Source organism: Silvimonas sp., from assembly GCF_031291215.1.
Taxonomy (GTDB): domain Bacteria; phylum Pseudomonadota; class Gammaproteobacteria; order Burkholderiales; family Chitinibacteraceae; genus Silvimonas; species Silvimonas soli.
This window is the reverse complement of the sequence record NZ_JARLJK010000144.1, coordinates 229,025-250,074: the sequence shown is the minus strand read 5'-3', so window position 1 is coordinate 250,074 and position 21,050 is coordinate 229,025. Positions and strand designations below refer to the sequence as shown.

At 54.8% G+C, this 21,050-nt stretch carries 18 protein-coding genes; 9 read left to right on the top strand and 9 right to left on the bottom strand.

The window, feature by feature from the left end; translation table 11 throughout:
* Window positions 1–3: 3 nt before the first annotated feature.
* From P4L78_RS20450 to P4L78_RS20435, 4 genes are read left to right on the top strand one after another with little or no spacing between them, the layout of a single operon-like run.
* Window positions 4–1,209 carry a PilW family protein gene (locus tag P4L78_RS20450; protein ID WP_309330350.1) on the top strand — a complete coding sequence of 402 codons (1,206 nt, stop codon included), beginning with the start codon at window positions 4–6 and terminating at the stop codon, window positions 1,207–1,209.
* Window positions 1,206–1,784, top strand: coding sequence for a hypothetical protein (locus tag P4L78_RS20445; protein WP_309330348.1), 579 nt, complete (start codon window positions 1,206–1,208; stop codon window positions 1,782–1,784). The genes P4L78_RS20450 and P4L78_RS20445 overlap by 4 nt, the downstream gene beginning before the upstream one ends.
* Before the next feature lie 14 nt (window positions 1,785–1,798).
* Complete coding sequence (locus P4L78_RS20440) at window positions 1,799–5,749, top strand: PilC/PilY family type IV pilus protein (RefSeq protein ID WP_309330346.1); 3,951 nt, start codon at window positions 1,799–1,801, stop codon at window positions 5,747–5,749.
* Window positions 5,750–5,756: 7 nt separating this feature from the next.
* Window positions 5,757–6,398, top strand: a complete 642-nt coding sequence (locus P4L78_RS20435; protein ID WP_309330345.1) for a hypothetical protein — start codon at window positions 5,757–5,759, stop codon at window positions 6,396–6,398.
* 49 nt (window positions 6,399–6,447) lie between these two features.
* Here the strand turns inward: P4L78_RS20435 and hemL are convergent, their stop codons facing one another.
* The 4 genes from hemL to P4L78_RS20415 all read right to left on the bottom strand — a co-directional run bounded on the left by hemL (window position 6,448) and on the right by P4L78_RS20415 (window position 8,917).
* The gene (gene hemL, locus P4L78_RS20430) at window positions 6,448–7,725 is read right to left on the bottom strand and encodes a glutamate-1-semialdehyde 2,1-aminomutase (protein WP_309330343.1); all 1,278 of its coding nucleotides are present in this window, start codon (window positions 7,723–7,725) and stop codon (window positions 6,448–6,450) included.
* A 15-nt stretch (window positions 7,726–7,740) separates the two neighbouring features.
* Window positions 7,741–8,208, bottom strand: a complete 468-nt coding sequence (locus tag P4L78_RS20425) for a CYTH domain-containing protein (protein WP_309330341.1) — start codon at window positions 8,206–8,208, stop codon at window positions 7,741–7,743.
* A 44-nt stretch (window positions 8,209–8,252) separates the two neighbouring features.
* Window positions 8,253–8,675, bottom strand: coding sequence for a CopD family protein (locus P4L78_RS20420; RefSeq protein WP_309330339.1), 423 nt, complete (start codon window positions 8,673–8,675; stop codon window positions 8,253–8,255).
* A 77-nt stretch (window positions 8,676–8,752) separates the two neighbouring features.
* A complete protein-coding gene (locus P4L78_RS20415; protein ID WP_283151359.1) occupies window positions 8,753–8,917 on the bottom strand; it encodes a rubredoxin in 165 nt (54 codons plus the stop codon).
* A gap of 65 nt (window positions 8,918–8,982) precedes the next feature.
* Between P4L78_RS20415 and P4L78_RS20410 the strand changes: the two genes are divergently transcribed.
* The 3 genes from P4L78_RS20410 (at window position 8,983) to P4L78_RS20400 (ending at window position 11,452) form a co-directional block, all read left to right on the top strand.
* Complete coding sequence (locus P4L78_RS20410) at window positions 8,983–9,828, top strand: hydroxymethylpyrimidine/phosphomethylpyrimidine kinase (protein WP_309330337.1); 846 nt, start codon at window positions 8,983–8,985, stop codon at window positions 9,826–9,828.
* A gap of 141 nt (window positions 9,829–9,969) precedes the next feature.
* Window positions 9,970–10,863: a helix-turn-helix domain-containing protein gene (locus P4L78_RS20405; RefSeq protein WP_309330335.1), complete on the top strand. Its 894-nt coding sequence runs from the start codon at window positions 9,970–9,972 to the stop codon at window positions 10,861–10,863.
* A gap of 4 nt (window positions 10,864–10,867) precedes the next feature.
* The gene (locus P4L78_RS20400; protein WP_309330332.1) at window positions 10,868–11,452 is read left to right on the top strand and encodes a phosphotransferase-like protein; all 585 of its coding nucleotides are present in this window, start codon (window positions 10,868–10,870) and stop codon (window positions 11,450–11,452) included.
* A 110-nt stretch (window positions 11,453–11,562) separates the two neighbouring features.
* Here P4L78_RS20400 and P4L78_RS20395 read toward each other — a convergent pair whose 3' ends face one another.
* Both P4L78_RS20395 and parC read right to left on the bottom strand, forming a co-directional pair.
* Window positions 11,563–12,093: a M15 family metallopeptidase gene (locus P4L78_RS20395; RefSeq protein ID WP_309330330.1), complete on the bottom strand. Its 531-nt coding sequence runs from the start codon at window positions 12,091–12,093 to the stop codon at window positions 11,563–11,565.
* A gap of 7 nt (window positions 12,094–12,100) precedes the next feature.
* Entirely contained in the window at window positions 12,101–14,491 is a 2,391-nt protein-coding gene (gene parC / locus P4L78_RS20390; protein ID WP_309330328.1) for a DNA topoisomerase IV subunit A, read from the bottom strand.
* Window positions 14,492–14,709: 218 nt separating this feature from the next.
* Here parC and P4L78_RS20385 point away from each other — a divergent pair, with 218 nt between their 5' ends.
* A complete protein-coding gene (locus tag P4L78_RS20385; RefSeq protein WP_309330326.1) occupies window positions 14,710–16,212 on the top strand; it encodes a capsule assembly Wzi family protein in 1,503 nt (500 codons plus the stop codon).
* On the opposite strand, the gene P4L78_RS20380 is transcribed toward P4L78_RS20385, so the two are convergent.
* Together P4L78_RS20380 and parE are read right to left on the bottom strand one after the other, a co-directional pair.
* Window positions 16,209–16,754 (bottom strand): nucleoside 2-deoxyribosyltransferase, encoded by a 546-nt coding sequence (locus P4L78_RS20380; protein WP_283151352.1) that lies wholly within the window; start codon window positions 16,752–16,754, stop codon window positions 16,209–16,211. The genes P4L78_RS20385 and P4L78_RS20380 overlap by 4 nt on opposite strands.
* 114 nt (window positions 16,755–16,868) lie before the next feature.
* Complete coding sequence (gene parE, locus P4L78_RS20375) at window positions 16,869–18,842, bottom strand: DNA topoisomerase IV subunit B (RefSeq protein ID WP_309330323.1); 1,974 nt, start codon at window positions 18,840–18,842, stop codon at window positions 16,869–16,871.
* A 190-nt stretch (window positions 18,843–19,032) separates the two neighbouring features.
* Between parE and P4L78_RS20370 the strand changes: the two genes are divergently transcribed.
* The gene (locus P4L78_RS20370) at window positions 19,033–19,458 is read left to right on the top strand and encodes a hypothetical protein (protein WP_283151350.1); all 426 of its coding nucleotides are present in this window, start codon (window positions 19,033–19,035) and stop codon (window positions 19,456–19,458) included.
* 31 nt (window positions 19,459–19,489) lie between these two features.
* On the opposite strand, the gene P4L78_RS20365 is transcribed toward P4L78_RS20370, so the two are convergent.
* Window positions 19,490–20,983 (bottom strand): YifB family Mg chelatase-like AAA ATPase, encoded by a 1,494-nt coding sequence (locus P4L78_RS20365; protein ID WP_309330321.1) that lies wholly within the window; start codon window positions 20,981–20,983, stop codon window positions 19,490–19,492.
* Window positions 20,984–21,050 lie beyond the last annotated feature (67 nt).

The following is a 21,050-nucleotide window of genomic DNA, read 5'->3' as shown; positions in this document are numbered from 1 at the left end:
ACCATGAACCCTAACCGAAAAGATACGTTTTCTTCAGTCAAAACCATGCGCGGTTTCAGCATGGTTGAGCTTATGGTTACTCTTGTAATTGGTTTGTTGGTATCACTCGCAATTTTCAGCGTGCTGAAAATCAGCGAGGGCCGCAAACGAACAATAACCTCGGTGAATGATATCGGGCAAACGGGCAACTACGCCATGTTTCAGATCGACAGCCTGGTGCGTTCTGCTGGTTCCGGGTTTTCCGGGTTACCTGATGCCACATTTGGCTGCACACTAAATGGCATGTTTAATGGTACCCCGGCTACTTCCATATTTGGTCAGACGCTGGCAAGCCCATTTGCCACATTACTAGCAAATATTGGTGGAGCATTCAGGTTATCGCCGGTAATCATTGCCAAAAACGCGTCATCAGCGGGTTCGGATGTATTAATTATAATGGGGGGGAACAGTGGAATGGCAGAATTCCCTGCTACGCTGTCTATTGCACCCACAAATACATCCGTTAGTGTAGGTTCAACGACAGGGTACGGTACGAACGACATTGTTTTGGTTACCGGTCAAACTAGTGGCAATGATAGAACCAATTGTTATCTTGAGCAGGTGAAAACCGTAAGTCCGACAGGTCTCGATTTCACTAACGGCAATTATTCAATGAATATCCCAATGTCCGATTCATCATTGTGGGATGGAGCAATGGTGGTTAATTTCGGGAATATTGCGAAAGGCAATGCACCAACAATGACTTTGCTTGGCGTGGGTGATAACAACACACTTTATAGCTATGATTTGCTGAAAACAAATACTCTTACCGCGGGAAATGTTGAGTTGGTCGCGGACGGTATTGCTGAAATGCACGCGGTCTATGGCGTTGATGATGGAAGTGGTGGCATTACTTGGGTTGACCCATCTGGAACATATTCGGCGGCGAACCTGTTGAACCCTCCGGCAAACACTTCGAGTCTATTGAGTAGCATAAAGGCCATACGCATCGGATTGCTCACGCAGTCTGCTTTGCCTGAAAAAACAGCTGTCTCTTCGGGGGCCACGGTTCAAATGTTTAGCGACCTGACACCTGCTGGAACTCCAGCGCCTTCCTATAGTAGAACGTTAAATGGCACCGAACAGAATTACCGGTTTCGCACTATTGAGTCGACTATACCGATTCGAAACGTGTTAAACCATATACAGCTGAATGGGGGAAAACCATGATTTATTCTGCGCCTCCTTTCCGTCAGCAAGGCGTTGTTTTGTTGGTAACATTGGTTGCATTGGTATTGTTACTCATTACCACGATTGCATTATTGCAATCGGCTAGAAATTCCAGTTTAGCTTCTGGCAATATTGGTTTTCGCCGTGATCTAACAAATCAAGCTGAACGCGGCGTAACCGCGGCAATTGGCATTATTAACCAACTAGGTACTAGTGGCGCCTGGACGGCTACGGATGCGACAAAAAATTACTCAGCGGTTATGTTGCCCTCATCTAAATATGGCATTCCAGACGAATTGCTGAATTCGACCTCGGCTTATACTGCAAATAATACGTTAACAGATAGCAGCAATGGCATTAGCGTCTCTTTTGTTATTGATCGGATGTGCAATACGGCGGGCACAGCATCACTTACAAATTGCATGTTGAAAACGCCGCAGATACCCGGTGGGAAATGGCTACCTACAACGGAGGCTCAACCGCCGCTTCCCAGTCAGGTTATTTATCGAATTTCAGTTCGAGCAGTTGGGCCAAAAAATACTCAACTTTTCATGCAATCGACAGTTCTTAAATAAGAGGAATTGCGACAATGAACAATAATAAAGAGTTCAGTGTGCATTCAACGACATCAAGTTGGCGCAAGACATGCGCATTAGTCACTTTGATGATGTACTCATTTTCGCCGTTGGCCGGGGCAGTGACAAATCTGGCAGACCAACCCATTTTCTCCACCATTGCGGTGCCTGGTAACGTGATGTTGACGTTGTCGGTGGAATACCCAACCCCCAACGCGTCGGCCTATACCAGTAACACATTTGGCGCCAGCGAAGGCTTGATCGGATATTTTGATCCGGGCAAATGTTATTCCTATCACTATGACAGCTCGGTAACGGTAAACAACCAAACCAATGGCAGTTATTTTTACCCAAGTGGTACGAAAACAAACGCGAGTTATCAGTGTAGCGGCAGCAATTTGTGGAGCGGCAAGCTCCTGAATTACATTTCAATGCAAGCGCTTGACCCATTTCGACAAGCATTGACCGGCGGTTTTCGCTACGTTGATACGACGACAAATACTATCCTGGAAAAAGCATGGTCCACGACCAGCGGGATGCAGGATCGTACAATTAGTAGCAGCGTCAGTAATTTGACCCCATTTGGCTGGAACAAATTTTATTCCCGCACGCAAAGCTTGGGTAATCTGGTCTGGTTCGCACCTTCTGGAAAAACGGCTATTGATGGCGCTTCCAGCAGCAACGTAATTGCTTATGATGGCTCCATGAGCATTGCCGATAATACCAGTGGTAACCCCAATAATAATGTTTACGCAATTGTGATGCGTGCCCAAGTCTGTGTGCAAAGCGCGGGCCTGGAAAGTAATTGTGTGCAGTATGGCTCCAATTACAAGCCCGAAGGTTTGATGCAGCAATATGCTTCCAAATTACGGTTTGGGGTGATTAGTTATCTGAATGATAATAACGTAAAACGTGATGGTGGCGTTTTGCGTACTCAAATGAAGTTTATTGGACCGACCAAACCACAACCGGGGCAGCCTGACGTTACCAATAGTCAGAATGAATGGGACGGCACAACTGGTGTTTTCGTGACCAACCCGAACCCCGCCGATGCGACTGCAACTGTGCCAAGTGGCGGTGGGACTATTCCTAATAGCGGTGCAATTAACTATCTGAATAAATTTGGTCAGTTAACACACACCTATAAAACATATGACCCGGCCAGTGAGCTGTATTACACGGCAATTCGGTATTTTAAAAACCAGGGGTATGTTCCTGAATATTCGAGTAGTTTTAATTCAACAATGGCCGATTCGTTCCCGGTCATTACAAACTGGCAAGACCCGATTCAATATAGCTGCCAGAAGAACTTCATTATTGGCATTGGTGATATTAATACTCACCGCGATTCTGATTTGCCAGGCAGTTCGTTGTATTCAGCTAATTATGCCGCGGGACAAGAGCCTGCAATGCCATCGACCGTTTCGTCAGATACAACAGTCAATGTGGCGACTGCGACCAACAAGGTTGGCAGTCTGGAAGGGTTGGGCAGTTCACTGGCGTCTACCTACATTAACAGCGGCCGTTACGACACGTACTATATTGCTGGTCTTGCATACGATTCGCATACCAAAGATATGCGGCCGAACGATTTCAAGAACCCGGACGGTACGAAATCCAATATCCAGACGGTTTCGACCTACTGGCTGGATGTTCAGGAAAACCAGACGTATACCTATCAGAATGAGTATTGGCTGGCCGCAAAATACGGTGGTTTTGTGGTGCCTAACGGTTATAACCCATACACCAATACCACCGCTTTGGCCCAATCGACGTGGAACACTTTGGGTGGCGTTGACCCTAACGGGAAAGCACAGCCGGACAATTATTATCTAGCTGGCCAAGCGGATAGAATGGTGGCGGGTTTGCAGGCGGCGTTCAAGGATATTTCCAGCAAAACCAAAGAAACAACGACCGGTTTTGCCGTGCCCGACCCAACAACGTTTGTAACTGGCAGCGCGGTTTATGCTGCGTCGTTTGATCCGGCAAGCTGGACTGGCGAACTTAAAGCATCATCATTGAATTCAGATGGTTCTTTCACGCAGCAGTGGTTGTTATCCACGAAGTTACAAAGCCAGGTATCTGGCACCGGCTGGAATACCGGGCGGATCATAGCAACGCGGAGTGGCGGCCAAGCGGTCCCATTTCGTACAGCGAACCTCTCGGCTACTGATCTGGCTGCACTCGATCCGGCGCCGTCACTATCTGCGCCCAATAATGTTTCCAGCGCTACCACGCAAGCGAATTACCTGAACTATTTGCGCGGCGATCAAAGCAACGAAGCGGCATCTTCAACCAGTGGCAGCACCAAAGCCTACCGAACGCGCGCCAATGTGCTTGGCGATATAGTGGGTTCGAAGCTGCAAGCGATTGGCGCGCCAGCTTATCCGTATGGCGATGGCTATAACGCCGGGTACGCTGCATTCAAATCGACATGGGCGTCCCGACCGACTGTTGTTTATTTCGGTTCCAACGATGGCATGCTGCATGCGGTTAATGGTTCGGTAACCGGTGCTACCGGGGGTAAAGAGTTGTTTGCCTATATCCCAGGCCCAGTTTTACAAGGACCAAGCGGTAGACCCCAGATTGACGGGCTTGCTGCCTTTGGTAACCCGTCATTCACTCACTACTACCGAGTTGATTCCACACCACTGATCGTCGATGTTGACCTGGCCAAGACCAGCGCAGCTGCCTCGGGCGCAACCACCAACTGGATTTCCTTACTGGTTGGTGGGTTGGGTAAGGGCGGTAAGGGTTATTACGCTCTTGACGTAACAAATCCGGCTGCGATTACTTCAGAAACAGCACTGGCCAGTGCTGCGAAGTGGGAGTTCACTGATCCTTCCATGGGTTTTAGCTTTGGCACACCTACCATTGTAAAAACCGCTAAATACGGCTGGGTTGTGATCCTGACGTCTGGTTACAACACGCCGGATGGCAAGGGTTATCTCTACATTGTGGATCCAGGTACAGGAGCACTGATCAAGAAGATTGCAGCGGTTGATGACAACGATGCATCAGCTGTTTCGGATGGGCTGACGCAAGCTTCTGCATATATAAAGAGTTATTCGGATGGTACGGCGGAGTCAGTGTATGCCGGGGACCTGAACGGCAATCTTTGGCGGTTTGACTTGACCGACTCAACGGGCAATTACCCGCATCCAACTCGTATTGCCAAGTTAACCGATGCGAGTGGCGTTGCACAGCCGATTACGACCGCACCTGGCATTGCCATCTACCCTGGTAGCTACCGGCGTTATATCTTGGTTGGTACCGGCAAGTTGTTGGCGCCTACTGATCTTAATTCAACACAGAAGCAAAGCTTTTATGCCATTGCAGATGGAAAATCGTCAGCGTTTTACACGGCATCTACCTTGCCAAGTGGTTATACGTTCCCGATTACCAGGTCACAATTGAATAACAATTCAAACGTATTGACAGGTATTGGCTCCGCGCCCACATCGCCACTGGGCTGGTATATGGACCTGGCAGTGACCACAAATTCGGCAGAACAGGTAAATGTGGCTCCCGTTTCTTATTACAATACGGTGTCTTTTGCGGCGAACTTGCCTAACGGCGACGTATGCACTCCCGCAGGTACAGCAAAAATCTATGACGTGGATATTGCTAACGGTACTACCCAATATATCGATTCGTCGAACAATCCGGTTGCCTACCAGCCCGTGGCCGGTCTGGTGGTTGATATCACCGTAGTTTCTACCAGTAGCTCTGGAACAACGGGCGGTGGAACCTCACCGACGCCAACACCGACGCCTACTGCTTCACCGGGAGGACCTACAACTTCGCCGACGCCCACGCCAACGTCGCCACCGGTCCCAAACACGTGCGTCGATCCAAGAAAGTACGGTCTTTCGAATGGTAACGTTGGCATTAGTGGCACGGTGAAATGTAACACCGGTGCGGAGGGTGTGTTGAACTGGCGAGAAGTATTTACCGATCAGTGAGCTTCGTTTGAAACTTGATCCAGCAAAGGGCAGATTTCTTTCTGCCCTTTGTTTTTCTCTTTTTTGTCACTCGTTTTTGCTGGTCGATGTAGCCTGGCAGGGTGGGTCCGCGCCTGTAGTGGTGGATAACCCAGTGTTCAGCGTTGTAATAAGGCAACAAGTGCAGGTGCGGGAGGCTATTGGCATTAGGCACTCCTCCGGTGAAATCATCAGTGCGATACCAGAAGCGGGGGGGGCTGAGGCAAATGGCGCTTTGGTAAATATTCAGCCGACCCAAAACGAGACTTCGGCAATCAAGAATGAATCGGCTCAAATTGCGGTACAGCCGCCGCTGCCTTTTATCGATTCAGGGACGCTGGACATCCATCCAGTACCACGTAGTGCGCCGAACTTGATCAGCGCCGCGCAAAGGGCGTTGCAGGGGAGTGGCAAGCCTATTCGTATTCGGGTTTACATACTGGAGTCGGGGATGGTCTATCGGGTGAGTATCTTGCAGCATGACGAACGCGATCAGGATGCGGCTGATTTGATTGCCGATGCGCTCAAGCGGACGGGTTTTGTACCCGGTCGCCTGAATGGTCATGATGTGGCCACCTATATGGAACTGGAATTCAAGACCGGCCCGAATATCTCCGGGCCCAGGTCTTGAGTTAACCATAACTAGTCACGGCCCCGCTGGCTGCCAACGGTGGTGTCTGTTAGCCTCGCCCAAGCACCCGTTGGGCAGCGGCAATAGTCTCAGCCAGATCTTCATCCGTATGCGCCGCCGAAACAAACCCCGCCTCAAACGCCGATGGCGCCAGGTACACACCTTCATCCATCATCGCATGGAAGAAAGCGTTGAAACGGTTGCGGTCTGAAGCCATGACTTCGGCAAAGGATTGCGGCGGAGTAGCGCTGAAGTACACGCCGAACATGCCACCAACGCTATGCGCACAGAAGGTTTCACCAGCGTCTTTTGCTACTTTGTTCAGGCCATCAACCAGTTTGCTGGTTTGTGCAGTGAGTTTTTCAAAGAAACCGGGTTGGCGGATCAGTTTCAACGTAGCTAGACCGGCGGCGACTGCGACCGGGTTGCCGGAGAGCGTGCCAGCTTGGTACACGGGGCCTAGTGGCGCCAGTTTGGCCATAATGTCAGCGCGACCACCGAAGGCGGCCAGGGGCATGCCGCCGCCGACGACTTTGCCCAATGTCACCAGATCCGGCGTTACGCCGTGCAGGCCTTGGGCGCAGCGCAGCCCTACGCGAAAACCGGTCATGACTTCGTCGTAAATGAGTACCGCGTCATCATCCTGCGTCAGCTGGCGCATGGCGGCGACGAATTCGGCGGATGGTTTAACCAGGTTCATGTTGCCGGCAAACGGCTCGACGATGATCGCGGCGATTTTGCCTTTGTTTTCGGCAAAGGCGGCTTCCAGCGCGGCGACGTCGTTATAGGGCAGGACGATGGTGTCGGCAGCCACGGCAGCGGGTACGCCGGCGGAGGAAGGGTTGCCGAAGGTCAGCAGGCCGGAGCCCGCTTTGACCAGCAGGCTGTCGGCATGGCCGTGATAGCAGCCTTCAAACTTGATCAGTTTGTCACGACCAGTGAAACCGCGGGCCAGGCGAATTGCGCTCATGGTGGCTTCTGTGCCGCTCGAGACTAGCCGTACCTGCCCCAGCGCTGGCAGCAGGTCACACAGCAAGTCGGCCAGTTCGATTTCGGCTGCGGTGGGGGCGCCAAAGCTCAGGCCATTTTGCGCGGCCTGGATCACGGCTTCGATCACTTGTGGATGGGCGTGGCCGAGAATGAGCGGGCCCCATGAGCCAACATAATCAATATAGCGTTTGCCATCAGCATCCCAGACATAGGCGCCTTCGCCGCGAGCGATGAAGGGAGGGGTGCCGCCGACAGAGCCAAAGGCGCGCACCGGGGAGTTAACGCCGCCGGGGATATGTTTGCAGGCGGCCTGGAACAATTCAGTATTGCGAGACATGCGTGAGACTCCAGTTCAACGTGGCCAGCGGCTGTATGGGGTGAGGGACAAGGCGCTGTTGTAATAGCGCGCGTCGCCCGATACTTCGGTGCCGAGCCAGTCAGGTTTTACAAATTCGGTATCTGCGGTGGGTAGTTCGATTTCGGCGACGATCAGCCCGGTGTTGTCACCCGCAAATTCGTCGATCTCCCACAAAAATCCGCCATTGCGAATTTCGTGGCGTGTTTTGTCCAGTACATTGGGGCACAGTTGCAGCAATTCGGCCGCATCACCCAGCGGAATCGGGTATTCGTATTCAGCGCGGGTGATACCTTCGTTTTTACCTTTAATGGTCAAAAATCCTTGCTCGCCTTTGATCCGTACCCGAACTGTGCGGGCTGGGTCGGCATTGAGATAACCCTGGGCAATTCGAGTGGCATTTTCTGCCTGGTTACGCCAGTCCTCGCTACTCAGCAAAAACTTTCTTTCGATTTCCTGCGCCATGGTGGCAATCCTTATATCCGATAATGACTAGCGGCAGACGGCGTTCAGAATGGTTTAACCGTGACAAGGATCACCACCGCCAGCAGTACCACCACGGGGATCTCGTTGAAGTAGCGATACCACACATGGCTGTGGCGATTGCGGCCAGCAGTGAAGTCATTAAACAGTTTGAAGCACCAGCCGTGGTAGATCACCAGCAACAGCACCAGCGCCAGTTTGGCGTGCATCCAGTGCCAGCCGGGGCCGGCGAAGAACTGGTAGTACGACCATGTCCACACGCCAAAGACGATGGCCAGCACGGCTAGCGGTGTCATAAAGCGCAACAACTTGCCTGCCATAAGCAGCAGGCGCTCTTTGGTAGTGGCATCGTCGGTCATGGCCAGATTGACGAAGATGCGCGGCAAATAAAACAGGCCGGCAAACCAGCTGATTACAAACAGGATATGAAAGGCTTTGACCCAAAGCATGGTGGACTTGTTTCCGGCAGAAAAAATGAAAAAACGGCGCTGGGTCAAAAAGCCAGCGCCGTTTGCATCGCCAAAGATCAGATTTCGACCATCTCAAAATCTTCTTTGCGTGCACCGCAATCGGGACAAGTCCAGTTGATCGGTACGTCTTCCCACTTGGTTCCAGGGGCGATGCCATCGTTGGCACAGCCTTCGGCTTCGTCATAAATGAAGCCACAAATCAGGCACATATATTTTTTCATGCGGTCCACTTTGTTGCTTGGTTTAGAATCAGAATTCTACCTGATTAAATAATAGCTGCCCGCCCATGATTGCTACACCTCCGCTAGTTCTTGTCTTTGGTGCAAACGACCCTTCAGGCGGCGCGGGCCTTGCCGCGGACATTCTGACACTGGCTTCTTTGGGCTGTCATCCCTTGCCGGTGGTGACTGCCTTGACCGTGCAAGACACCACCGGTGTGCAGGAGTTCCAGCCGGTTGAACCGGACTGGCTGCAGGACCAGGCCCGTTACATTCTGGAAGACATGCAGATCGATGCCATTAAAGTGGGCATGGTCGGCAGTATTGAAAATCTGGCGGTGATTGCCGAAATCGCGGCGGATTACCCGGATATTCCGCTGGTATTCGAGCCGGTGCTCAATTCGGGCCACGATGAGCCATCGGGCGAAGAATTGATCAACGCGATGCGCGAATTGCTGATGCCGCATACCTTGATCATTACTCCGAACAGCATCGAGGCCCGCCGTCTGGCTTCGGATGATCCGGACGAGCAGGAAGAGCTGGCGCTGGATGCCGCCGCCAGCCGCTTGCTCGATTGTGGCTGTGAATACGTGTTGATCACCGGCACGCACGAGAACACACCCAAAGTGAACAACACGCTGTTCTCCCGCGCCGGTCGTACGCGCAGCGATAGCTGGGATCGATTGCCGGGCAGTTACCACGGTGCAGGCTGTACGCTGGCATCAGCCATTGCCGGCGCGCTGGCGAGCGGCGCGGAATTGCCCGTGGCCGTGCGTGATGCTCAGGAATACACCTGGCAGGCTCTGAGTCGTGCTTTCCGGCCGGGAATGGGGCAGTTCATCCCGGACCGCTTGTTCTGGGCGCGGACCGGCGAAGAGGAAGAGGCCGCCAAGCCCGAAACGCCTGCTGCGTGAAGTGAGATGGTTTGCGGGATGTTTCACGTGGAACATCCTGCAAACCTGGTGCATTAAAAGCGGACGGGGCGCGTAGGCGCTTTGAGCAGGCGCTGCTAAAATAGCCGGCTGCACGCCCCCACACGTAAAGGACAAACCCCGATGTCCACTCCCTGCCTGCGACTGGAACGCGCAATCAACCGCATGGTGCGCGACCTTTCCGCTCCGCTTACGCTGGCCGATCTGGCCGACGCAGCTCACTATTCCCCTTGGTATCTGGTCCGTCGCTTTCAATCGCGTTATGCGACTACCCCGCAAGCGTTCTTGTGGCGGCTGCGACTGGAAACGGCGGCATCCATATTGCAGTGGATGCCAAAAATGCCGATTGGCAAAGTGGCGCTAACAGTGGGGTTCTCTTCAGCGGCCACCTTCAGCCGGGCGTTTCATCGTGAGTTCGGTTTTACGCCGAGTGAATGGCGCAAAGGCGCGCCGGCTGCAGATGCGTGGCGTGATCGCAATCTGGGCGAGCATTCATATAAACCGGGCGCGGCGATCGCTGGTACCTCGGCGGATTACCACTGGAGTTTTGCCGAAGTAAACGCACGGATCACCATCGAGCATTGGGATACCGAACGCGTGGTGTATATCCGCGAGGTGGGCGAGTACGGTTGCAATCTGGACTTGCTGTGGAAGCGCTTTCGTAAAACCTGCACCATGTACGGCATTGCTCCCGCACGCCGCTATGGCTTGATCTGGAGCGATCCGGCCACCACGCCATCGGGCCGCCGTCGTTACGATGCAGCGCAAATCATTAGTCCGCAAACCCGCATTCCGCGTGGGCTGGGTGATTACAAATTACAGGGCGGGCGCTGGGCGGTGTTTCGCCATCATGGTCCCAACGACGATATCGGCCCGCGCTGGCGTGATTTGATGCTGACATGGGTAGCCAACGCCAAGGTGGTGCTCGATCCGTCCCGGCCACGGGTGGAGCGTTACGAAGAAGACCAGTATCTGAGCGGGCATTACGAATTGTGCCTGCCGCTTATGCCTGAATAAGCCTATGACACTGCCGCAAGTTATCGTCCTGAATGGCACCAGTTCCTCCGGCAAAACGTCGATTGCCCATGTCCTGCAGGAGTTGCTGCCGGAGCAATATCTCAATTTTTCTATCGATAGTGTGCTTTACACATTGCCCGCTGCTGATCTGATACGCATGCAAAAAGGCGATGTCATCACCCGCAACGGGTACGACTGGCAAGCCTTGGTCCGTGGCTATCACTATTGCTTGCCTGGCCTGTTGCAGGCCGGACTCAAACTGGTGGTAGATAACGCCTGGTGCGACGTGAGTGAAAAGCTTGAGCTGTTGACCGAACTGGCTGGATATCAGGTGGCGCTGGTCGGGGTGCAATGTGAGCTGGATGAAGTCATCCGCCGGGAGAAGCAGCGAGCAGACCGCGCAGCAGGGCTGGCGGCTTGGGAATTCAATCGGGTGCATCAATACATGGATTACGATTTTACGCTTGATAGCGCAGTTGCTTCGCCGGAGGACTGCGCCGCGCAGTTAATCCAGCAATTGAATGGCGCCGAGCGGAACTGGTCGGGCGCGCGGACTACACTGGATGCGCTCAGCATGTTGAGTGCATGAACGGCGCTTAGTGGATGGATAGATGAAGCGCCCAGCTGGGACTACCGCAGCACGACCAAATATAAAACGGCCCAAACGGGCCGTTTTATATTTGTGCAAGATAAGTGAGTTCAAACCTGAAAGCACCAATGCCACGGCTCATACATATAGCCATATGGATTGTTTTGTGGAAAAGAGAGCGTGAATCCGAATCGTCCGGCATTCGCTGTTAACCACGCAAAAGCTGGTGTTTGGGAAAAGGCTTCCGTTAGCGACTGCGCATCCGACGTGGCGATATCGATGGCCCGCCCAGTATGGTGTTCGCTACATCCTGGCGGGGCTAGTCGCTGCAAGACCGCGTCAATGGACATGCCTTGGGCGAGCTTGTTATTGATCAACTCAGCTTGCCGCGCAATGCTGCGCCAAGCGGAAATCAGCAGCAGTGAGACGCCGTCACTCTCGGCGGCTGCCTGCATCTCCTGCCAGGCATTTGCCGCAGCAGGGGAGAGCAACATGGTTTTGCCCGACACTGCTGCGGGGATTTCCACCAATTCCAGCGCTTGTGCTTCGACATAAACAGGCAAGCCATGCGCTGCCACCCAGTCTGGGGGTATGCCCAGACTGGCCCAGAGCAATTGCAGATCGGATGACGGCGCAGTCATAGCGAGATCAGAATCCCGGGAATTTCAGCCCGGCGTTGATCGGCTTGCCTTTACGTGCGCGCTTGCCAATGTACGGCGCCATCTCATTCGCATCCAGCACCAGTTCAACAGCTTTTCCGCCGCGGCCAGTGCCAGTCAATTTAAGTGTGCTGCCATCAGAAACGGTAATCGCCGCCAGTGTATCTTTGTCGTCCAGCGCCATCGTGATCACGCCACGGCCGCCGCCCGTGAGTTGTTTGAACTCAGCCAGCGGGAACAGATGCAATTTACCGCCCTTGGACAAACACGCCACCAGCGATGTTTCACGTGGAACAAATGGCGTGACCTTGAGGATGGTTTCGCCAGCTTCCACAGTGATGAAGCTCTTGCCCGCTTTTTGTCGCGACAACAAATTCTCGAACTGGCAGGTGAAGCCATAACCCGCGGTATTGGCTATGACCAGCCAGTCCTGCGCTTTGGCGACCACCATCTGCGTGATGCGTGTTTGCGCGTTCAGGTCCACTAGCGTGGTGACTGGCATGCCATCGCCACGGCCGCCAGGCACGCTGGCGGCGGCGATGGTATACACGCGACCATCGGTACCGAACAATGCCACCTGGTCGACTGTACGGCACTCTATGGCGGCCAGCAGTGCGTCACCATCCTTGAAGGCCAGGTTCTGGATATCCAGGCCGTGACCTTGGCGGGCGCGAAGCCAGCCTTTCTCAGACAGAACCAATGTGGTGGGTTCGTCCACTACGGTGGCTTCCAGCACAGCTTTTTCTGCGGCCAGAATCAAAGTACGGCGTGGATCAGCAAACTTTTTGCGATCGGCTTCGATCTCTTTAATGATGAGCTTTTGCAGCGCGCCAGCATTGCCCAGCAAATGTTCTAGCTCTTCTTTCTCGATCTTCAAGGCCGCCAGTTCTTGCTCAATCTTGATGCCTTCGAGCCGCGCCAACTGGCGCAAACGGATTTCGAGAATGTCTTCGGCCTGGCGATCAGACAAATTGAAGGCTTCGATCAGCGCAGGCTTGGGCTCGTCGCTATGCCGGATGATGCGAATGACTTCGTCAATGTTCAGGAAGACAATCAAACGGCCTTCCAGAATATGCATGCGATCGTTCACCTGACCCAAACGGTGATTCAGTCGTCGAGTCACGGTTACAAAGCGGTAATCGACCCACTCGTTCAACAAGGCTTTGAGCGACTTTTGCTGCGGGCGACCATCGCGGCCAATGGTCACCAGATTCATCGACAGCGATGTTTCCAGCGACGTATGCGCCAGTAGCACATTCATCAGGTCATCCGGGTTCTGGCGCGATGACTTGGGCTCAAATACCAGGCGCACAGACTGTTCTTTGCCCGACTCGTCGCGCACCCGATCCAGCAATGACAGCACCAGCTGTTTGGTCTGCATCTGTTCTTGGGTGAGCGCTTTCTTGCCTTTCTTGATCTTCGGATTGGTGAGTTCTTCGATCTCTTCCAGCACTTTTTGCGACGACGTACCTTGCGGCAACTCGGTAACGATCATCTGCCACTGGCCGCGCGCGAGGTCTTCTTTCTCCCAGCGGGCCCGAATCTTGAGCGAGCCACGGCCGGTTTCATAGGCGGCCTGGATATCGCGCTGACCGGAAATAATCTGGCCGCCGCCAGGCAAATCCGGGCCCTGGATGTAATGCATCAAAGCGGCCACGTCGAGCGAGCGATCACGAATCAAGGCAATCGCTGCGTCGGCTACTTCGCCCAGATTGTGCGACGGAATCTCGGTGGCCATCCCCACGGCAATGCCGGAGGCGCCGTTCAACAGCAGCATCGGCAAGCGCGCGGGCAGCAATACCGGCTCTTCAAATGCACCATCGTAGTTGGGGATGAAATCGGTGGTGCCCTGGTTCAGTTCGGCCAAAAGCAGATCGGCAATGGGTGTCAAACGCGCTTCGGTGTAGCGCATCGCCGCAGCATCATCGCCATCGCGCGAGCCGAAATTACCCTGGCCATCAATCAGCGGATAACGCAGCGAGAAATCCTGGGCAATGCGCACCAATGCGTCATAGGCCGATTGGTCGCCGTGCGGGTGAAACTTGCCCAGTACCTCACCAACGATACGCGCTGACTTCACCGGCTTGGCGGTGCCGGTGAGACCCATCTCATGCATGGCATACAGTACGCGACGCTGCACCGGCTTCTGGCCATCTTCGACTTGCGGCAGGGCACGGCTTTTCACCACGCTCATTGCGTATTCGAGGTAACTCTTTTCAGCGTATAAGCCGAGTTGCACGGACTCGCCGTCGTCGGGCAGGGTAGCGGACACCTGCGCGGCAATATAGCGGCGGTTGCCGCCCTGATCCGCCTCAACTTGCACCTCTTCAACAGTGGTGGATTCGGTAAGCAGATCGTTTGGTTCTTCGATTTCGGACATGGCACCAGGATCAATGAAAACAAGTCAGTCGGCATTGTAGCCGCGAGATGGGCAAGCTGAACACGCCGCTACCGAATGTGTGTACGAAACACAGAATGTTCCACGTGGAACACAACACGAACAAATCAGCGTGATGGATCGGCATTTACAGATTCTTCCGATATTACCGCCGATAGTGCGCGATTAGGGTCGCGCTATTTGCTCGTGGATAGCCAGCGATGCCCTCCAAAATACGTTTGTCTCAAACCCTGTTAATGACGTTTGCTCTGCTGGCCGGAACCATCGTTCAGGCCGCATACCCGGGAAGTTCACCTGTCTTGTTGCAAGCCGGTGACGCCGCGCTAAGAGCAGATCTGGAGTGGCTGGCCAATCGGGGCGTACTGGACATATCAACTTCTACATGGCCGCTACCAGCAAGCATCGTGGTCGAGGCTGTCGCTCGCCGAAACATCCGCCTGGCCAGCCCACAAGATTATGCAACGCTTGAGCGCGTTGTTCGGGCGGTGGAAGCGGCTACGCAAAACTCGTGGGGTACGGAGCTAGACGTCAACACCAGCAAAATACGCGCTACTGGTTTTGAAAATACACCGCTGGCGCGAGAGGCGGCATCGGTCTATGGGCAAGGCAGTAACGATGTGGCTGCGGCTCATCTGGAAGTGAGGGGACTCAATTCTTCGCTTACTGACCGGCAGAGCCGTACCGATTTGCAAGGTAGCTACGCGGCGCTCAATGTGGCTGGCCAGATTTTGTATGTGGGGCAACTGGATCATTGGTGGGGGCCGGGCTGGTCCGATAGTCTGATCTGGTCCAATCACGCCTCAGCTATCGCTGGCGTCGGTTTGCGCAACGGCAGCGATGCACCGTTCCAGACGCGGTGGTTATCGTGGATAGGGCCGTGGGGCTACGAATTATTTTTGGGGCAGATTCAGCATGACGAGGTGATTGCCCATCCACAGGTTACGGGCATGCGGGTTTATGCACGACCATTGCGTGGATTGGAGTTGGGTGCCTCGCGCATGATCATGTGGGGCGGCGCCGGGCGGGCCAACGACGCGCGCGGCTTCTGGAAGGCGGTGAGCGGCAACTCCAATACCGCGACAGCACAGGACGACCCCAGCGATGAGCTAGCGGGCTTTGATCTGCGCTATACCTTGCCATTTATCGGCGGTAATCCAGTGACCTTGTATGGGCAAGCCATTGGCGAAGATGAAGCCGGCCATTTGCCATCGAAATATATGGTGTTGGCGGGCATCGGCATGGCGCAATCACTGGGCAGCCACCGCCTGCAATGGCACCTTGAAGCCACAGACAGTGAGACCGACCGTTTCTTTGGTCGCAAAGCAGGGCAATCCGGCCTGGCATATAACCATTGGACTTACCGCGATGGCTATTACCAGGACCAGTTGCCGATTGGGAGCTGGATGGGGGGCGATGGCAAATCGGTTTCGGCCAATCTGACCTGGACACCAACAGAATGGCGCTACCAGCAGCAATACACCTTCCGCTACCTGCACGCTCAAGTGAATCCCGGTGATCAGGCGATCAATCAGGCTTTCCCGCGTGCTGACACTTTGAACGGGTTGATTGGCGGCGTGAACTGGATGGTGCCGCGCACCCACATTCAGGCCAATGTCGGGGCGAGTGTGATCCGCAAACAAAGTAACGGTGCAACCCAGTTTGGCGGGCTGCTGCAATTACGTATTCCGCTGGATAAATACTAACGATGGCGCAGCACAGGCAGGCGGGCGCGCTTGACCAGCTCAGCGATGGCCAGTTCGGGGCTGTTGGCGACGATCACGCCGGTGGCCGCTTGCCACAGCATCAGATTCAACGGCACGCCAAAGTCTTCGATGGCGTTGTTGTCGTTATCCATCCAGCTATTTTGTTGTTTAAACGCGCTGGGAATGCGCTTGTACATGGGTGTGTCGGCGGTGACATCGGATAGCCATAGCCACACCGGTTTGCCCAAGGCGAAGGCGAAACCGACTTCAAACGCAGTGCCGGAATCGGGTTCGCTGGCACTGCGAAAAGCGCGCATGTCGGCGAACACCAAGTCGCTGCGGCTGATCATTGTACAGTTTTGCTGGAATATCCATTCGCGCTTGCTGCGCTCGTCCGGCAACGCTGGCAGGGCGTTATCCAGCGGAAATAGCCCGACCAGTCCGTGGATATCGCAAGCGGTTTTCAGGCGGGAGCCCCAGACCGCGGCATCCTGCCGGAAGACGCCTGGCCCGGCGAGATAAACGGAAATATCAGCAACCATAAATGGGTTAGCACTTGGCTCTCGAGTGAGCCAGCCGAAGATGAAGTTGCTATATTATGGCCGATTACAGGCCATGTCAGGGCCGCATTGCGCGGCCCCGGGCGCCTGGCGGTATCAGATGTCCGCTTCGACCTCGTTACCGCGCGCTTCCAGCCATGCTTTGCGACTGGACGCTTCGCTTTTGCCCATCAACATATGCATCAGATCACGCGTGTTCTGGCTGACATCATCCGGGATACCTACGCGCAACACGCGGCGGGTGTCCGGGTTCATGGTGGTTTCAAACAACTGGCTGGCATTCATTTCACCCAGACCTTTAAAGCGTGAAATACTCCAGGCGCCTTCGCGTACTTTCTCGGCACGAAGTTTGTCCAGAATCGCCGTCATTTCGCCTTCATCCAGCGCGTAGAACTTGCGTGGTGGCTTGTTCTTGCCGGAGCCAGCCACGTCCACCCGATACAGCGGCGGTTGTGCCACGTACACATGACCATTGGCGATCAGGCCCGGGAAATGGCGATAGAACAAGGTGAGCAACAGCACCTGAATGTGCGAGCCATCTACGTCCGCATCGGACATGATGATGATCTTGCCGTAACGCAGGCCGGACAGATCGGGTGTCTCGTTGATGGTGTGCGGGTCCACACCAATGGCCACCGCAATATCGTGGACTTCGTTGTTGGCGAAAATCTGGTCGCGATCCACTTCCCAAGTATTCAGCACCTTGCCGCGCAACGGCAAAATGGCCTGGAAGTCTTTCTCGCGCCCCAGCTTGGCCGAACCACCAGCCGAGTCGCCTTCGACCAGGAACAGCTCGCAACGGCCGGTTTCATCGCTGGCGCAATCGGTGAGCTTGCCGGGTAACACGGCAATGCCGCTGGACTTTTTCTTTTCGACTTTCTGCGCGTTCTTTTGCCGGGCTTGAGCCGCGCGGATACACAATTCCGCCAGCTTTTTACCCAGCTCAACATGCTCGTTCAGCCACAATTCGAACGGCGATTTGACCATGGTTGAAACCAGTTTCAGTCCATCCCGGCTGGTCAGTTTGTCTTTGGTCTGGCCCTGGAATTGCGGGTCCAGCACCTTGGCAGACAGTACAAATGAAGCGCGGCTAAACAAGTCTTCCGGCAGTAGTTTCACACCCTTGGGCGTGAGCGAATGAAACTCCATGAAGGTTTTCACGGCCTGGAATACACCGTCGCGCAGGCCTGATTCGTGCGTGCCACCGACCAGTGTGGGGATCAGGTTCACATACGACTCACGCGAAGTCGGGCCATCTTCGCTCCACGTCAGCGCCCACGCGCAGCCTTCGCCGGGCGAGAAAGTGTCGTCCGCGCCTTCGATGTATTTCTCACCGCGGAAAATCGGGATAACCAATTCATAGCCAGTAAGTTGCTCAGCCAGATAGCCTGGCAGGCCATCTGGATAATTCCATGATTTTTCAAGGAATTCGCCGTTGGCTTGTTCCAGTTTCAGGGTAACGATCAAACCGGGCAGCAACACCGCTTTGGATTTGAGCAGATGCTCCAGGTCACCTTGCGGAATGTTGGGCGCATCAAAATATTTTGGGTCCGGCGCTACAAACACGGCAGTGCCGGTGTCCTTTTTTGCACAAGTGCCAGCCACCGTGAGCGGCTCGACCACGTCACCATTGGCGAAAGCCAGTTTGTTCAATTGGCCGTCGCGTTTGACTTCAACTTCCAGCCGGGTAGAGAGCGCATTGGTGACCGAAACACCCACGCCATGCAAACCACCCGAAAACGCGTAAGCGCCGCCGTCTTTTTTGTCGAACTTGCCGCCCGCGTGCAGTTGGGTGAACACCACTTGCACGGTGGGAACGCCTTCTTCCGGATGAATCCCCACCGGAATCCCACGACCGTTATCCGCCACGCGCAAGGTCTGGTTGCGATACAGCACCACGTCGATCCGCGTGGCAAAGCCGCCCAGTGCCTCATCGGCCGCGTTATCGATCACTTCCTGGCAGATATGCAGCGGGTTGTCCGTGCGGGTGTACATGCCGGGACGGTGGCGTACCGGATCAAGGCCCTTGAGGACTTTTACAGCGGATTCATCATAGCGGGGTGTGGACATGGGGCGACCGGGTGTTCTGACAAGTTACGGGAAGATGCGGCGAAGTCTAGCAAACGCCGGTCCTGCGGCAAACCGCTGTGCTGCCGGTCACCATTGTTATGTGTACATTACCGTCGGGTTTAAAAGGAACGTTTACCGCGGCAGAAAGTCTTTCAGCGATACGAATTCATAAGACGGACTGGAAGATACCATGTACGCGCTTGCATCCATGATCGGCATTCCGGCGATCAAAAACGTAGTCGACGATTTTCTTTCGCTGTTGCGCCAGCATCCGCGTTTTGCCACGAGTATTAACCAGTTTGCTGATGAAGGGCCGCTGAAAGGTCGGCTGGTGCAGTTCTGGTACGCCGTACTGGATGGCGAAACCTGGCGGCTGTCCATGAGTCGTGGCGGCAACAGTGGCATGCAGTTTCCAGCTATTTTTGCTGAAGCGCATGGTGTGGTGTTCCAGTTGTTTCGCAAAGCCATTGCCCGTTGCGTGCCGGCTGATCTGGCGCAAGCCTGGCAGCGCCGACTGGATATTCTGGAGCAATCTTTTCCCCAGCCACGACCCGCGCCGGTGATCGTCGAAACCCCCACCAACCTGACCGTCTCCCGCTGCCGCCAGCTTAATTGATATGCCGCGCAACAGCTGGTTGTGTCCGTCGCTAGCCCAATCCACGCCGGTATTGGATCGCTTCAGCAACATGATCGGAACGGATTTGCTCGGTGCCAGTTAAATCAGCAATGGTGCGAGCGATTTTTAGCACCCGGTGAAAACTGCGGGCAGATAAATTAAGACGCTGCAGCGCGGTATGCAGCAGCGCGCGAGCTACTTCATCGGGCGTGCAAAAGCGGTCAATCTCGGCAGTTGTGAGGGCGGCATTGGATTTACCCTGTCGCTGGCGAGCCAGATTCCAGGCACGGATGACACGTTCGCGAATCACAACGGTGCTCTCGCCGTCGGGTGCGGCCATCAAGGTAGCTTCGTTTACTGCCGGGACTTCGACTGCCAGATCGATCCGATCCAGGAACGGCCCGGATAATCTGGCCTTGTAACGGTTGATCTGGTCGGGCGTGCAGCGGCAAGCGCGGGTGGGATGACCAAAATAACCGCATGGACAGGGATTCATCGCCGCTACTAGCTGAAACCGTGCCGGAAAGGTCACCGAGTGATTGGCACGGCTGATATGAACCTCCCCGCTCTCCAGTGGCTCGCGCAGAACCTCAAGAACCTTGCGATCAAACTCCGGTAATTCATCCATAAACAGAATGCCGTGATGTGCGAGTGAGATTTCGCCCGGCTGCGGGTTGGAGCCGCCTCCCACCAGCGCCACCGCCGATGCCGTGTGGTGCGGCGAACGATATGGTCTGATGCCAAACTGGCGCGGATCCATACCTGCGCGGGTGAGCGAACGCACGGCGGCGGCTTCCAGTGCGTCGTCGATATCCAGCGGTGGCAGCAGTCCCGGCAGTCGCTGCGCCAGCATCGATTTCCCGGTACCTGGCGGGCCCGCCATCAGCAAGCTGTGCTGGCCGGCAGCGGCAATTTCCAGCGCACGTTTGACTTGCTGCTGCCCACGCACGTCGCGCATGTCGGGATAGCTAACGCTGGCGCCGACCTCGGGTGGCCGACCTGCCTCTAGCGGCTGGTTTTGGCTGAAATGGCGACAAATGGCCAATAAGTGTGGCGCGGATAAGACGGTTGCACCGGGATAAAGCGCTCCCTCTGGCGCACTTTCAGCGGGCAGGATCAACTGGCGCCCGTCCTGGCTTGCGGCTTTGGCCAAGGCAATCGCGCCGCGCACCTGCCGTAATTCGGCTGAAAGGCCCAGTTCACCTGCAAATTCGTATTGCGCCAGTGTATCGCGCGGTAACTGACCGCTTGCCGCCAGAATCCCGACGGCAATCGGCAAATCGAAGTGACTAGAGGATTTGGGTAGGTCTGCGGGTGCTAAATTAACGGTAATGCGTCGTGCCGGGAACTCGAAACCGGCTACGGTGAGTGCCGCACGTACCCGTTCGCGGCTCTCTTTGACCTCCGCTTCGGGCAACCCCACAAGATTAAAAGCAGGCAACCCGTTAGCAAGATGAACCTCTACTGTAACCGGCCTGGCGTTGAGTCCATCCAGTGCCCGGGTGAAAATCAGCGCCAGCGACATAATCTATGGTTCGAATCCGCAATGTGGGTCCGCTATAGTGTATCCACTGCTTTTTGCCTGAACCTTG